General features: G+C 69.6%; 12 protein-coding genes. 5 read left to right on the top strand and 7 right to left on the bottom strand.

All coding sequences use genetic code 11. The annotated features are described in order from the left end of the window. Positions 1–87: 87 nt before the first annotated feature. Both AB0I18_RS29345 and AB0I18_RS29350 read right to left on the bottom strand, forming a co-directional pair. On the bottom strand, positions 88–1,497 hold the full coding sequence (locus AB0I18_RS29345) for a glycoside hydrolase family 16 protein (protein WP_363108616.1): 1,410 nt from the start codon (positions 1,495–1,497) through the stop codon (positions 88–90). A 555-nt stretch (positions 1,498–2,052) separates the two neighbouring features. After that, entirely contained in the window at positions 2,053–2,748 is a 696-nt protein-coding gene (locus AB0I18_RS29350) for a helix-turn-helix domain-containing protein (RefSeq protein WP_363108617.1), read from the bottom strand. Positions 2,749–3,527: 779 nt separating this feature from the next. On the opposite strand from AB0I18_RS29350, the gene AB0I18_RS29355 reads away from it, so the two are divergent. Then, positions 3,528–5,492, top strand: coding sequence for a DUF1996 domain-containing protein (locus tag AB0I18_RS29355; RefSeq protein WP_363108618.1), 1,965 nt, complete (start codon positions 3,528–3,530; stop codon positions 5,490–5,492). 42 nt (positions 5,493–5,534) lie between these two features. Here the strand turns inward: AB0I18_RS29355 and AB0I18_RS29360 are convergent, their stop codons facing one another. The 5 genes from AB0I18_RS29360 to AB0I18_RS29380 form a co-directional block, all read right to left on the bottom strand. Beyond that, a complete protein-coding gene (locus tag AB0I18_RS29360) occupies positions 5,535–6,395 on the bottom strand; it encodes a DUF72 domain-containing protein (protein WP_363108619.1) in 861 nt (286 codons plus the stop codon). A gap of 69 nt (positions 6,396–6,464) precedes the next feature. Then, positions 6,465–7,367 (bottom strand): NADP-dependent oxidoreductase, encoded by a 903-nt coding sequence (locus AB0I18_RS29365; RefSeq protein WP_363108620.1) that lies wholly within the window; start codon positions 7,365–7,367, stop codon positions 6,465–6,467. Between the two features lie 162 nt (positions 7,368–7,529). Continuing rightward, complete coding sequence (locus AB0I18_RS29370; RefSeq protein WP_363108621.1) at positions 7,530–9,581, bottom strand: spermidine synthase; 2,052 nt, start codon at positions 9,579–9,581, stop codon at positions 7,530–7,532. A 99-nt stretch (positions 9,582–9,680) separates the two neighbouring features. Continuing rightward, positions 9,681–10,457, bottom strand: coding sequence for an IclR family transcriptional regulator (locus tag AB0I18_RS29375; protein ID WP_363108667.1), 777 nt, complete (start codon positions 10,455–10,457; stop codon positions 9,681–9,683). A gap of 50 nt (positions 10,458–10,507) precedes the next feature. After that, positions 10,508–10,969: a MarR family transcriptional regulator gene (locus AB0I18_RS29380; protein ID WP_363108622.1), complete on the bottom strand. Its 462-nt coding sequence runs from the start codon at positions 10,967–10,969 to the stop codon at positions 10,508–10,510. A gap of 211 nt (positions 10,970–11,180) precedes the next feature. Here AB0I18_RS29380 and AB0I18_RS29385 point away from each other — a divergent pair, with 211 nt between their 5' ends. Genes AB0I18_RS29385 through AB0I18_RS29400 form a run of 4 tightly spaced genes read left to right on the top strand, consistent with a single transcriptional unit; the run spans position 11,181 to position 15,039 of the window. Beyond that, positions 11,181–12,098 (top strand): SDR family oxidoreductase, encoded by a 918-nt coding sequence (locus AB0I18_RS29385; protein ID WP_363108623.1) that lies wholly within the window; start codon positions 11,181–11,183, stop codon positions 12,096–12,098. 3 nt (positions 12,099–12,101) lie between these two features. Next, a complete protein-coding gene (locus AB0I18_RS29390) occupies positions 12,102–12,986 on the top strand; it encodes an amidohydrolase family protein (RefSeq protein ID WP_363108624.1) in 885 nt (294 codons plus the stop codon). Between the two features lie 38 nt (positions 12,987–13,024). Beyond that, positions 13,025–14,530, top strand: coding sequence for a long-chain fatty acid--CoA ligase (locus AB0I18_RS29395; protein ID WP_363108625.1), 1,506 nt, complete (start codon positions 13,025–13,027; stop codon positions 14,528–14,530). A 53-nt stretch (positions 14,531–14,583) separates the two neighbouring features. Then, entirely contained in the window at positions 14,584–15,039 is a 456-nt protein-coding gene (locus AB0I18_RS29400; protein ID WP_363108626.1) for a MaoC family dehydratase, read from the top strand. The last annotated feature ends 49 nt before the right edge of the window (positions 15,040–15,088 follow it).

The raw sequence follows: 15,088 nt of genomic DNA on the forward strand, positions 1-15,088 counted from the left end.
GGCCGCTGCGTGTCCTCGCACTGCGTCGAAGGCGACCACATGGTCCTCGACGAGGAGACGCCCCGCCCCTCCAAGGCGGCTTCCTTCTCAGCGCCCGAAGTTGAACCAGTTCACGTTCACGAAGTCCGCGGGCTGGCCGCTGGTGAAGGTCAGATAGACGTCGTGGGTCCCGGTGACGTTGCTGATGTTCGCCGGGATGGTTCTCCAGCTCTGCCAGCCACCGGTGTTGGCGACCGAGAAGCTGCCGATCGGGGCGCTCGTACGGCTGTCCAGGCGGACCTCGACCAGGCCGCCCACGCCGGTCGCGGCGCCGCTCGCGACCCGCCCGTAGAACTGCCTGGCCGCCGTGGAGCCGAAGTTGACGCCCCTGTAGAGGGCCCAGTCGCCGTTGGCGAGCGAGCCGATGTTCCGGCCGCCGCCGGAGTCGGTGGTGGACTCGGTGCTCGTACCGCTCTGGCCGTCGAACGACTCGGCCTGGACGGCGGTGTACGCGTCACGGTTGCCGGTCGGGGGAGGCGTGGTGCCGCCGCCACCGGCCTGGAGCACCTGGACGTAGTCGACGACGAGCGGGTGTCCCGGCACCGTGGCGCCGTCCGGGCCGCCGCCGAAGGCGTCCACGAAGGCGCCGCCCATCGCCACGTTCAGGATGATGAAGAAGCCGTGGTTCGTGGCGTTCGCCCACGTCGTCGCGTCGACCTGGTTCGCCCGGACGGTGTGGTAGTTGGTGCCGTCGACGTAGAAGCGGATCTCCTCGGGGCTCGTCGACCGGTCCCACTCCATGCCGTACGTGTGGAAGCCGGCCTGGCAGGTCGTGCCCGGGCAGGCGGTGGAGCCGCCGAGACCGGTCGTCTCGTTGCAGGGGCCGCCCGGGTTGGTGCCGCAGTGCATGGTGGCCCACACGGTGTTGACGCCCTGGACGTTCTCCAGGATGTCCAGCTCACCGACGCTCGGCCAGTTCTGGTAGTTGCCGCGGTAGGGCGCGCCCAGCATCCAGAACGCGGGCCAGTAGCCCCGCGCGGCGGCGCCCGTCACGTTCGGCATCTGGATCCGGGACTGCACACGCAGCTTGCCCCCGGCGGGCGGCTGGAAATCGGTGCGGTTGGTCTCGATGCGGCCCGAGGTCCAGTTGCCTGAGGCGTCGCGCCGCGGGGTGATCCGGAGGTTCCCGGAGCCGTCGAGCGCCACGTTGTTGGTGCTGGAGGTCATCGTCTCGATCTCGCCGGTGCCCCAGTTGGCGGGCCCGCCGGGATAGCCGGTACCGGTCGCGTACTGCCAGTTCGAGGTGTTGACGCCGGTGCCCGCGGCGCCGTTGAAGTCGTCGACGAACACCTGGGTCCAGCCGGCCGGCGGGGTGGGCGCGTCGGCCCGGGCGGCCGAGGCTCCGGCCGCCGCCAGGCTCAGGACGCTGACGAGGGCGATGAGTACGCGCCGGAGTGGGCTGCGCCTTGACGGTGGCCTTGCGGGTGGTCTCACCGGTGTGCCGGAAGTTTCACTCATGGGTGCCTCTTCGGGTACGGAGTGGGGGTGCGCGGGTGTTTTTGAGAGCGCTCTCATCGCAGCTGCGCGGGCCAATGTGCTCTTCGGCACTCCGGTCGTCAAGAGGTAAAGCCGAGAAAGTCCTTATGGGGGCGGGGAGTTCAGGCCGTGAAGGAGGGGAGGGGTGGGGAGTGCGGAGAGCGCTCCCCGCCTGTTCTCTGCCCTGCCTGCCTGCCTGCCTGCCTTGCCTGCCTGCCGGTCCGGCCGGGACGGGCTCAGCCGTTGCGTCCGTTGGGCGGGTCCGCCGTGTCCTCTCCCGGTGGTGGCCGATCCTGCGGACCCGGGCCGGTCGTGGCGAGGTCGGCCCCGGACGCCGGAGCCGCAACGAGACCGCCGGGCAGCGGAAGCGCAGGGCGTGCGGAAAGACCAGCCTGCTTCGGGGCCTGGCCTGTGACGGCCTTCTCCGGCCCGGCTCCTTTCGGGCATGACCTGCGCTTGACCGCCGGCCGCCGGCCGCCGGCCGCCGGCGGGCGGTTCGGCGCCGCGGCGATTCCCGCGCGGCGCTGAGGGGACAGCTCAGTCGGTGGTGGCGATGCGGTCTAGCCACTCGGTGAGCAGGGTGCCCTCGGCGTCCGTCAGGGCACTGGTCTGCGGGAGGGCGGCGCGCAGTGCGATCGCGTGGGCGACCGGGCCGCCGTTCGGGAGTACGTGTTGCGCAGGGTCGGTGGTGACGGCGGCGATGACCGACTCCCGGGCGATGGCCGACAGGGACGCGTCGCGTTCGTTCTCGGGCTGTGCGATCAGGGTGAGGGTCACGCCGCGGCCGGTGGAGTGGATGAGGAAGGCGGCGCGGTCCTCGCTCATCCGCAGGCGCCCCGCCTCGGCGATGCGGCGGACCGTGCCGGCCAGGATGACGAATGCCTCGCGTGCGGCCGGGGGTTCGACGCCCGGACGCTGGTCGCCGTAGATCAGCGTGTAGAACGCGGGGTTGGCGAGGCCGAAGCCGATGTGGAGATCCCATCCGCGGCGCAGGTCCGCCACCGGGTCGTCTGTCGGCCGGTTGGCGGTCTTGCTGCGCAGGTAGGTCGCGAAACCGTAGCTCGCGACGGCGTCGAGCAGGCCTTGCTTGTCCCCGAAGATGCGGTAGATCGCCGGCGCCTGCATGCCGGCCGCCGCGCTGACCGCACGGGTCGACACGGCGTCCCGGCCGCCCTCGGTGAGCAGGGCGGCGGCCGCCTCGATGATCCGGTCCCGGCTGTTCTTCGCGTCCATGTTTCCAACGCTAACAGATCTTCGATATCGACTCTAATGGCGTTCAACGTGTGCCCGCCCTTCGGATCGGCTTGTCCGGAGTGATGGGCAGGTCCCGGATTGGTGCCGGTCAGGCCGAGACGCTCGCGCAGCGCGTCGAGGAGGGTGACCCGGGCCTCGATGGTGAGCGGATGCTCCCGGCCGTTGATGCGGAGCGTCACCTCGGCCGTCGATACCGGGGCCGCCGATGCCGACGACGCCACGCCGTCCGTGGCGGCGGGGCGGACCGCGGCCGCCGCCACCCCGTCCATCGTGACCAGCACCGCAGTGGTGACACCACCGACTCTGAGCACGCTGCGGCGGCTGTGCCCGCCCGCTGGGACTTGCCCGTTCTCCGGCATGTGGCGCTGTCTCCTTGGCAGTTGACGGGAGGGTGCATGGACGGTCCGCACCGCCCGGCGGTGTATCAACGTCAATGAAAACAGGCTATCGATGATAACGAAACACCGGAAACGAGGATTTGTTATCAACGGTAATGATGTCGATGCGCTCCGGGTCGGCATGCCGCGCTTTCACGCAGGTGCCCCTCGGGGCGATCTTGTGTGTGAGGGATTCCTATGAATCTGTGAGGCGCTTGAACACACCTGGGCTCTGCCGCGTATGGGGAGGGGGGAATGCCATGCCGAGCCGCAATGAAGCGTAGGAGAACTCCCTTGGGACGCAACACGCGAAGACGCCCGACAGGCGGACGACGCGCGACCTTCGCAGCGGTCGCGCTGATGCTGGGCGGAGGTGGACTGATGGCGGCGAACGTCTACGCCACGGCCTCCGAGGACGACTCGACCGCGGAGTCGGGTGCGAACCGCAACGACCAGGTGCTGGCTTCGGGCGCCGCCACGATCGACTGCCCGGACGTCGGCGGTCAGCTGACGGCGGTGCCGGACCAGGTGAAGACCGAGGTCGACAGGGAACTCGCCCTCCTGGACAAGCAGATCACCGAGGCCTACCAGCGACTGCAGAGCTCGGCGCAGGCCGTCCGGCAGGACAGCGGCTTCGCAGACAGTTCGATCATGAATCCGCTGAAGGAGAAGCGGGCCGCGACCATCGACCGGATCGTGATCGCCATCGACCGCGTGGGCGACGCCCCACAGGGTCTCGACGCCTTCGCGCCCTGTACGTTGCGCGCCTCCGGCAACCAGACCGAGCAGGGCGGCCAGGGGGACGGGCAGGACGCCGGCCAGGGCGGCGACGGCCAGGAAGGTCAGAACCAGAACCAAGGTGACGGTCAGGACCAGAACCAGGGCGGCCAGCAGGGCGGCAACGGTGGTCAGGCCGGCAACGGGCCGGTGGCCGCGGACTTCGTGGACATCACCACCGTCCGGCCCAACGTGCAGAGCCCGAACAAGAAGGGCGACGCCTCCCGCGGCACCTTCACCACCAGCTGCGGGGTGAACGCGAACGGCCTGTTCAACTCCGACAACGTGATCGTGGCCCCCGGTGTCACCAATGGTGCCCATCACTTCCACGACTACGTCGGCAACCAGTCCAACGACGCCTTCGCGAGCGACGAGGACCTGGCGAACGCCGACACGACCTGCGAGAACGAGGGTGACAAGTCCTCGTACTTCTGGCCCGTACTGCGCCTGCAGAACGGGACCGAGGAGCAGGACGCAGCCTCTCCCGGCGGCGGCATCGAGGGCAACGTCGGTGAGATCGTCACGCCCAGGCAGGTCACGATGGCGTTCGTGGGCAACCCGCGCAGCGAGGTCACGGCCATGCCGAAGCTGCTGCGCATCATCACCGGGGACGCCAAGGCGTTCGTCAACGGCACGGCCAACGCCAATGCCTCCTGGAGCTGCACGGGGTTCGAGAACAAGGTGCAGCTGAAGGACAAGTACCCGCTCTGCCCGTCGGGCAGTGACGTGGTGCGCACCTTCAAGTTCCAGAGCTGCTGGGACGGCAAGAACATCGACAGCGCCAACCACCGCACGCACGTGGCGTTCGCCGCCGCGGACGGCAGCTGCGCGAGCGGCTTCAAGGCCATTCCGCAGCTGGTGCAGCGCATCGTCTACGACGTGGACGCGCCCAGCCTGGAGGACGGCGGCCGGACAACCCCGCTGTTCGCGGTCGACTCCTTCCCCGAGCAGGTGCACAAGCCGGTCACCGACCACGGCGACTTCATCAACGTCTTCGACGAAGAGCTCATGCGGGAGATGGTGGACTGCATCAACGACGGCCGGCAGTGCGACGCCGCGGCTCCCGGTGGCGAGGAACCGGAACCGGGGAACACGCCGAAGCCGACTCCCACCCCGACCGCGTCCCCTGACGCTCCGTCCGGTGGGAACGGCCAGGACGACGAGCCCGCGGACAACGGTGGCAAGGGCGAAGAGCCCGCGGACACCGGTGGCCAGGAGTCGCCGGAGCCCTCCACCAGCACGCAGGTCACCGAACCGGCGGGCGGCCCCGACGGTGGCGGCGACAACGCGGCTCCGGCACCGGAGCCCAAGATCGAGACGTCCCCGTCGGCGGGCGGCTCGGTCGGTGACAGCACCGACGGCACCGACAACGGTGACTACGGTGACAGCGGTGACTACGCCAGTGCGGTGCCCGGCCCTGAACCGACGACCGGTTCGGGGAGCCAGCCGCAGGCGAGCACCGGAGGCCTGGCCGACACCGGGACCCAGTTGTGGCCGGCCGCGGCCGGAGCGGTCCTGTTGATCTCCGGCTTCGTGCTGCTCCGCCGTTTCGGTAACAGGGCCGGCTGACACCGGTCTCGGGCGGTGCGCGAGGCGGTCGGACCCGTTTCCTCAAACGGGTCCGACCAGCCGGCGCATCGTCTCCGCGGCGCGTACGGCGGCGTCGGCGCAGCAGTTGTTGAACAGGACGTGGAGTTCGTCGGCCCGCTCGGCCATCGAGCGCAGCCGCGGCAGCCAGGCCGCCAACTCCTCGCTGGTGTACGTGTGCCGAAAGCGGTCCTCCTTGCTGCCGGACCCCCACGACTCACTGCGCCCGTGGAAGCGGACCACCGCCAGTCGCGGCGTGGTGACCACACCGACCGGAGGGATGGCGCCGGCCGCGGACTGCGCCATGTCCACGGCGACAGCGCTCATACCCAGTCGCCCGAGCAGGTCCGAGGAGGCCTGCCGCCGGTCCGCCTGCCACCATCCGGGATGCCGGAACTCCACCGCGACCGGCCATCCGGCCGCCCGCCGGGCCCACTCTCGCAGGACTGCCCCGGCCCGGTCACCGGGCTTGAACGACGGGGGAAACTGGAACAGTACGGTGCCCAGCCGTCCCGCCCGCCGCAGTGGTTCGAGCGCGGTGGCGTACCGCCGCCACAGCTCGTCCAGCACCTCGGGGTCGGCGCTGTTCCGGCCGTGGGCGTCCCGGAGATCGGGAGGCAGGGCGGCGGCCCGTGTGGGGTGACCGGTGAAGAGTGAGAAGGCTTTGACGTCGAACTGGAAGCCGTCCGGCGTCCGTTCGGCCCACAGGAGACTGTTGCGCTCGTTGGGCAGGCCGTAGTAGGTGGCGTCGACCTCCACCACGGGGAAGCGTTCGGCGTAGTACCGAAGCCTTCCTGCCGCGTTCCGCCGTCCTGGCGGGTACCAGCCGCTGGACATGAGTTTCGGGTCCGTCCACGAACAGGTACCGACGAGAGTCTCACCCATGTCCGACCGGTAGCCCGAAGACAGCGCTCGACACCTGTCGGGGCGAGCCGATGCACCTTTGAAGACCGGTCAGTCCACGAGTAGCACGAGTTTGCCGCGCACCGTCCCGGCTTCGCCGACGCGGTGTGCGTGGGCCACCTCTGTCAGGGGGAAGGTCTGGCCGACCTGGACGGAGAATCGTCCGGCTTCGGCCATTCGGGCGACCTGGGCAAGCACGTAGGTGGCGCGGCCGGTGTCGCCGCGGCTGAAGCGGATGCCCGTCCGCTGCGCGCCGCGGAAGTCTGCGACCGTGATCACGTGCTCGGGCGCGCCCACGAGTTCCAGGAGTTCGGGAAGGACGCCGCTGCCGGCGACGTCCAGCGCGAAATCGACACCCGACGGCATGATTGCCCGGACGCGTTCCGGCATCCCGTCGCCGTATGCCACCGGCTCGGCCCCAAGCGAGCGGAGGGCATCGTGCGTGCCCGGACTGCCCGTGCCGATGACGCGCGCGCCGCGCTCCATGGCGAGTTGGACTGCGGCACTCCCGACGCTGCCGGACGCCCCGTTGATGAGCACGGTGCTGCCCGCTGTGACGCCGAGCTGGTCGAGCGAGCGCGCCGCGGTCTCGGCTGCCGCGGGGATCGCCGCAGACCTCGCACAGTCGAGCGAGTCCGGGATCGGGGCCCAATAGGACAGCACGGCCAACTCCGCTTGGGCGGCTCCGTATGGTGAGGCTCCGAAGACCCGGTCGCCGATCGTGACACCCGAGACATCGCCGCCGATCTCGTCAACGATGCCCGCAGCCTCGTAGCCCAGGGTCTGTGGCAGTTCCTGGTCCATCAGGCCCTGACGATTTTTCCAGTCGCCGGCGTTGATCCCCGCGGCACGGACCTTGATCCGTATCTCTCCGGTACCGGGATGGGGATCGGGGAGGTCAACGATCTCAAGAACCTCCGGGCCGCCGAACCGGCTGAACTGTGCTGCCCTCATGACGCACTCCTTCCGCGGAAGAAGTGGCGGATCGTCCGATACCGCGTGTGCGCGTACTCCTGGTCCGGCTATCTGCCCGGCCCCAGAGCACGTTTTTACTCCGATCCATCGACCCTACGTCATGACCGCCCACGCGCGGCGAGCTGCATGACAAGCCACTGGCTAGGGCCGCGCCCCGGACTCCAGTGGCCGGGGTTCGGGCCGGGCGGACGGGTCAGGGCCGTTGCCGGTGAGGCGCATCGCCGTGTAGGCGCCGAGGTACAGGGCGGCGACGATCAGCAGCAGCGTCTGGTAGCCGGTCAGCAGGGCGAGATACTCCAGGGTGCCGCCCGTGAGGGCGCCGAGCAGGTTGGCGCCGAAAGCGGCCGTGGGGTCGGGGGCGGAGGCCAGTCGGTCGGAGAAGATCAGGTTGGCGCAGAAGATCGGTGCGAAGGCGAGGGCGATCGCCGCGGCGAGCCGTCCGGCGAAGGGCAGCGACAGGACGGACTCGGCGGGGACCAGCCAGGCGACGGCCAGGGTGGCGAGCAGGACGAGCGTCATGACGGGCTGGTTGAGCCGCCCCGTCCGGCGGCGCACTTCGACGCCGGCCAGTACGGCCAGCAGTACGCCGATGAAGACGAACGCGTTGACCAGCCAGGTGGTGCCGAAGTAGAGGGCGAAGCCGATGACGCTCTTGGTCTCCAGAAGCATGAACGCGGCGCCGAGCAGGAACATGTCGGCGTAGCGGACGGTGCGCCGGACGCGGACTCCGGCGAGGCGCACCGACAGGACGGTGACCAGCAGGATGGCCCCGAGTGCGCCCAGGTAGAGGCTGGGGATGGTGCGCTGCAGAAGGTAGGGGAAGGGGTGGTCGTCGGTCGCGGGTTCCGGGACGGGGCCGCTGGCGTGCCAGGTCTTCGCGCAGGTCTGGTCGGCTGTGGTCCGGCCGGCCACGAAGACGGCTTTTCTGCCGCCGTATTCGGTCATGCAGGGGGCGTGTCCGAACACGGTGGTGAGATCACCGGCGAACCGGTCGATCAGCCAGTCTTTGCGGTAGTAGTTGTACATCGTGAACGCACCGTGCGGGGCCAGGTGTTCGTGCGCCGCCCGGAATGCCTCCCGGGTGAACAGATAGCTCTCCAGACGGAGATTGCTCGCGCCGGACACGAGCGTCAGTGAGTCCGGCAGCGCGAGGACGATCAGGTCGTAGCGCGCATCGGTCCGTTCGAGGAATGCGCGGCCGTCGTCGATATGGGTGTGCACCCTGGGGTCGTCGTACGGCTTTTCGGGATGCAGCCGCGCGCCGATCTCCCGCAGCTTCGGGTCGATTTCGACGGCGTCCACCCGCTTGGCCCCGTGGGCCAGCGCGACGGCCACGTCGTTGCCGTTGCCGGCGCCGATGACGAGGACCCTGCGGTAGGGGTTGCCGGGTGTCTCGCGGTACGGCTGTTCGTACGGCGAGCCCGCCTTCATCAGGACACTGAGCGGCGCGATGCTCTGGTGCGGGACGCCGTTGGCGGAGATCTTGTAGTCGCGGTTGCTGCTGCCGGCCGGCGGCCGCTTGACCTCGATCTTGTAGTACGGCGACCAGGAGATGCCCGGCGCCGCCGATTCGAAGGCCAGGACCGCCACCATCGCGGTGAGCGGTACGGCGTAGCGCACGCTGTTGTGTCGTCCGCCGAGCACGAGCATGGCCAGTCCGGCGATGACTCCCCAGGCGACCGAGGGGGCGCTCAGCCAGGACAGCAGGGCGAACGCCACGGACCCGGTGAGGGCGCCGAGGAGGTCGTACTGGTACGCCTCCAGGGACGGCAGCTGCCGGAACAGGTCCGCGGTGATCTTGCCGATGGCCGTCATGACGACAGCGGCCAGCAGGAACAGGACCGGCAGGGTGACCCACTCCGGCAGTCCCGTGGTTTTCACGGCGGTGAAGTAGATGACCTCACCGCTGGTCTGCTGCACCTGGACCGGGAATTCCCGTACCAGGACGACGAGGACGGTCAGCGGGACGGGCGCCCAGCGTTTCAGCCATTGCCCTCGGTCGGCGGGAATGAGGAACCCGAGACCGATACCGAGGAACGAGCCGAGGAGAATGAAGTTCGAGAAGTAACTCAGATGGACGATGTTGGCGCCCGTCCAGCGGATCAGGGCCAATTCGACGAACAGCATGGTCGCGCTGGCCAACAGCAGTTTTCCGCGGATTTCCCGGACACCGGCACCGGCGCGACATTTCATGTCCCGAAAGGTCCCACTTTCGCCGCGAGGAGTCGAGTACCCGCGTGTCCGGCTCGGTGGGGAGGGGTGAGGGAGGGGGAACCGGAGGGCGCGGTGACCTCAGGACGGCTCCGGCTGCCAGCCCAGTGCCCGTGAGATGCCGCGCGCCGCGAGCCGCACCGCCGGGATCAACGCCGGTGTCTGGGCGTCGCGTTCGGGCACCACGACCGAGACGGCAGCGACCACCGAGCCGCCCGCCCCGCGCACCGGCGCGGCCACCGACAGGGCGTCGTCGGTGACCTGACGGCTGCTCACCGCCACGCCGGAGCGCCGGACTTCGGCGAGTACGCGGCGCAGGGCGGCCGGGTCCGTGATGGTGTGCGGGGTGAAGGAGGCGAGCGGCTCGGCGCAGTACGCCTCCTGGACGCCGGACTCGCAGTGCGCGAGCAGCGCGAGGCCCACCCCGGTGGCGTGCAGGGGCCAGCGGGCGCCTATCCGGATGTGGACGCCGACCGCCGAACGCCCGGAGATCCACTCGATGTAGACGACCTCGGAGCCGTCGCGGACCGCCAACTGCACGTTCTCGTGCGTGGCTTCGTACAGGTCCTCCAGGTACGGCAGCGCGATCTGGCGGAGGGCCAGGCCCCGGGGGGAGAGTGCCGCGATCTCCCACAGCCGCAGGCCCACGTGGTAGACGCCGGACGCGTCGCGCTCCAGGGCGCCCCAGTCGCTGAGCGCGCCCACGAGCCGGTGTGCGGTGGTGAGGGTGAGGCCGGCCCGGCGGCTGATGTCCGTGAGGGAGAGCGCCGGGTGGTCGTGGTCGAAGGCGGCGAGCACGGCGAGGAGCCGGTCGGGCGCCGAGCGCGCGGACTGGGGCGGAACGGCGTCTGCGGTCATGGGCATGGCGTCAGTTCCATTCCACTCCACTCGATTCAACTCAACTCAACTCAGCTCAGTTCGGCTTCGGCGACCCGTTGCAGGAGCCCGTGCAGTACGTCCCGCTCGGCGGGGTCGAGGGGCTGGAGCAGATCATTTGTCACCCGCAGGCCGGCCTCGTCGGTGTCGCGCAGGAAGACCCGGCCGTCCTTGGTGAGGACCACGATGCGGCTGCGGCGGTCGTCGGGGGAGGGGCGGCGCTCGGCGAAACCCAGCTTCTCCAGGTCGTCGACCAGGCCGACGATCGCGCTCGGGTCGTATCCCAGCTGTGAGCTCAGCTCGCGCTGGAGGGCGCCCTCGGAGGTGGCCAGGAACCGCAGGAGCGCGTAGTGGCGCAGCCGCAGCCCCGACTCCTGGAGGAACGTGTTGAACAGCTGCCCGGAGCGCAGGCCCAGCCGGTACAGCAGATAGCCGGTGTCCGCGTGCAGTCCGCGCATCCACGGCTCCTGGTCGTCGATGGGGACAGGGCCCACGGCGTTCTCCGTGGCGTGCTGCTGGCCTGCGATGACGGGCTCCCTGGGCCGGGCCCCGGGCGGGGCGGTGCGTACGTACTGAGCACAGCATGACGCACGGACCGGGCAGCAACAACTATTGACGTCAACAATTATTGTCCTTAGCTTCTATCTCGTAGTCGCAGCTCGGCTCTCGGAGCCGCGCCATCCCAGCGTTGAAGGGACCCCCCTCGTGCCCAGCATCGATCTCACCGGCAAGGTCGCCGTCGTCACCGGCTCGGGCCGTGGCCTCGGCCTGGCCTATGCGCACGCTCTCGCCGCCGCCGGCGCCTCCGTGGTCGTCAACGACGTGGACGAGGCCGTCGCCGAGCAGGCCGTCAAGGCGATCACCCAGGCGGGCGGCGCCGCCGTGGCCGAGGTGGTCCCGGTCGGTACCAGCGAGGCCGCCGACCGGCTGGTCAACCGTGCGGTGGCGGAGTTCGGCCGCCTCGACATCCTGGTCACCAACGCGGGCATCCTGCGCGACAAGGTGCTGTGGAAGATGTCCGACGACGACTTCGACGCGGTGATCACCACCCACCTCAAGGGCACCTTCACCTGCGCCCGCGCCGCCGCCGTGCGCATGCGCGAGCAGGGCGAGGGCGGCACGCTGATCCTGGTCGGTTCCCCGGCCGGCCAGCGCGGCAACTTCGGCCAGACGAACTACTCCGCGGCGAAGGCCGGCATCGCCGCCTTCGCCCGTACCTGGTCGATGGAGCTCGGCCGCGCCGGCATCACCGTGAACGCGATCGTGCCGGTGGCGGCCACTGCGATGACCGAGACCATCCCGGCCTTCGCCCCCTACATCGAGGCCATGAAGCAGGGCGAGCCGCTGCCCGACTTCCTCCGCAAGGGCGAGGGCTTCGGCAGCCCCGAGGACTGCGCCGCCCTCGTCCCGTTCCTCGCCTCCGAGGCCGCCCGCGGGGTGACCGGCCAGGCCATCGGCATCGGCGGCGACAAGGTGACCCTGTGGTCCCACCCCCAGGAGATCAAGGCGGCGTACGCTGACGGTGGCTGGACCCCCGACGCCCTCGCCGAAGCCTGGCCGACCTCGCTGGGCGCCGAGCCGCAGACCGTCGGCGTCCCCGCCCCGAAGTTCCCGGAGGCGTAGACCATGACGAACCTCAACGTCGAGGAACTCGTCGCGATCGACGTCCACACCCACGCCGAGATCTCCTCCAAGGGCACGTCCTCGCTGGACGACGACCTGCACGACGCCTCCAGCGCCTACTTCAAGGTCGAGGGCAAGCGGAAGCCGACCCTGGAGGAGACGGCCGCGTACTACCGCGAGCGGAAGATGGCCGCCGTGATCTTCACGGTCGACGCCGAGTCCGCCACCGGCACCGAGCCCGTCCCGAACGAGGAGGTCGCCGAGGCGGCCGCCGCCAACCCGGACGTGCTGATCCCCTTCGCCTCCATCGACCCCTTCCGCGGCAGGGCCGGCGTCAAGCAGGCCCGCCGCCTGGTCGAGGAGTACGGGGTGAAGGGCTTCAAGTTCCACCCCAACATCCAGGGCTTCTTCCCCAACGACCGCTCGGTCGCGTACGAGCTGTACGAGGTGATCGAGGAGACCGGCACCATCGCGCTCTTCCACACCGGCCAGACCGGCATCGGCGTGGGCGTCCCGGGCGGCGGCGGAATCCGGCTGAAGTACAGCAACCCCCTGCACGTGGACGACGTTGCCGCCGACTTCCCGCACATGAAGATCATCCTGGCGCACCCGTCCTTCCCCTGGCAGGACGAGGCCCTCGCCGTGGCCACGCACAAGCCGGGCGTGCACATCGACCTCTCCGGCTGGTCCCCGAAGTACTTCCCGCCGCAGCTCGTGCAGTACGCGAACACGCTGCTCAAGGACAAGGTGCTGTTCGGCTCCGACTACCCGGTCCTCACCCCGGACCGCTGGCTGGCCGACTTCGCGAAGCTCCCCATCAAGGACGAGGTCAGGCCGAAGATCCTCAAGGAGAACGCGGCCCGCCTGCTCGGACTCACGAAGCCATAAGGGGCACCCCATGTGCGACGAAGGACAGGGGCACGGACATGCGCAATGAGGGACTGGGGTCGTGGCCCGCACGCCGGGCCCGCAAGACCCCGCAGCGCACCGCGCTGATCCACGGCGACACCACGGTCACGTACGCCGGACTGCACGAGCGCACCACCCGCCTCGCGCACGCCCTGCGCGCGGCCGGTGTCCGGCGCGGCGACCGGATCGGCTACCTCGGCCCGAACCACCCCTCCTATCTGGAGACGCTGTTCGCGGCGGGCACGCTCGGCGCGGTCTTCGTGCCGCTCAACACCCGCCTGGTCGGCCCCGAGATCGCCTACCAGTTGGCGGACTCGGGCGCGAAGGCCCTCGTGTACGCGCCGTCGTTCGCGGGGCTCGTCGCGGGACTGCCGGGCAACAGCGATGTGCGTACGTACATCGAAGTGGGCGCCGACTACGAGGGGTTGGTGGCCGGGGCGTCCGCCGAGCCGATCGACCAGCCGGTCACCGCCGACGACACCTGCATCATCATGTACACCTCGGGGACCACGGGCCGTCCCAAGGGCGCGATGCTCACACACGGCAATCTGACCTGGAACGCGGTCAACGTCCTCGTCGACCACGACCTGATCGCCGACGAACGCGCCCTGGTCTCAGCCCCGTTGTTCCACACGGCCGGGCTGAACATGCTCACCCTGCCGGTGCTGCTCAAGGGCGGTACGTGTGTCCTGGTCGAGGCCTTCGACCCGGCGGCCACCTTCGACCTGATCGAACGGCACCGGATCACCTTCATGTTCGGGGTGCCGACGATGTTCGACCAGGTGGCCCGCCATCCCCGCTGGGCCGCCGCCGACCTGTCCTCGCTGCGCATCCTCACCTGCGGCGGCTCGCCCGTGCCGACGCCGCTCATCGCCGCCTACCAGGAACGCGGGCTCACCTTCCTCCAGGGATACGGCATGACCGAGGCCTCACCCGGCACGCTCTTCCTGGACGCCGAACGCGCGGTCGACAAGGCGGGATCGGCGGGAGTGCCGCACTTCTTCAGCGACGTACGCGTCGTACGGCCCGACTTCACGCCGGTCGAGGTCGGCGAGACGGGCGAAGTGGTCGTGCGCGGGCCGCACGTCATGCCGGGGTACTGGGGGCTGCCCGACGAGACCGCCGCCGTGTTCAGCGACGGCTGGTTCCGCAGCGGGGACGCCGCCCGGATCGATGAGGACGGCTATGTCTTCATCGTCGACCGCATGAAGGACATGATCATCTCGGGCGGCGAGAACATCTACCCCGCCGAGATCGAGGACCAGCTTCTCGCCCACCCCGACATCGTCGAGTGCGCGGTCATCGGTGTCGCCGACGACAAGTGGGGCGAGGTGCCGCGCGCGGTCGTCGTGCCCCGCGAGGGCGCCGGTCTCGACCCCGACGAGGTCCTCGCGTCGCTGGCCGGACGCCTCGCCAAGTACAAGATCCCGAAGTCGGTGGTGGTCGCGGACGAGCTGCCGCGTACGGCCTCCGGCAAGCTCCTCAAGGCCCGGGTCCGCACGCGGTACGGCACCAGCTCTTAGCCCCGGCTCCGAGCTCCGACTCTTAGCCTCAACTCCCATCTAAGGAACGCCACATGAGCATCACCGTCAACGGCATCGACGACCTCAAGAAGCTCGCCGGCAGCGACCTCGGCACCAGCGAGTGGATCGACGTCACGCAGGAGCGGATCAACACGTTCGCCGATGCCACGGGGGATCACCAGTGGATCCATGTCGACGAAGCGAGGGCCAAGGAGGGGCCGTTCGGGGCGCCCATCGCCCACGGGTATCTGACCCTGTCCCTCTTCATTCCGCTGTTCACCGAGCTGCTGGACGTGCAGGGTGTCACGACCAAGGTCAACTACGGGCTGAACAAGGTGCGTTTCCCCTCGCCTGTGAAGGTTGGCTCCCGCATCCGGCTTGTTGCGAAGCTGGCGGAGGTGGAGGACGTGAAGGGCGGCGTGCAGGTCACGGTCGACGGCACGATCGAGGTGGAGGGCGCGCCCAAGCCGGCGGCTGTTTTGCAGAGCCTGTCCCGCTTCTACGCGTAAGCGCCCCGCTGGGTGGCGCCGATTTTGGCTGCGGGTTCGGTGTGGCTGG

This window comes from Streptomyces sp. NPDC050704 (genome assembly GCF_040654355.1).
Lineage (GTDB): Bacteria > Actinomycetota > Actinomycetes > Streptomycetales > Streptomycetaceae > Streptomyces.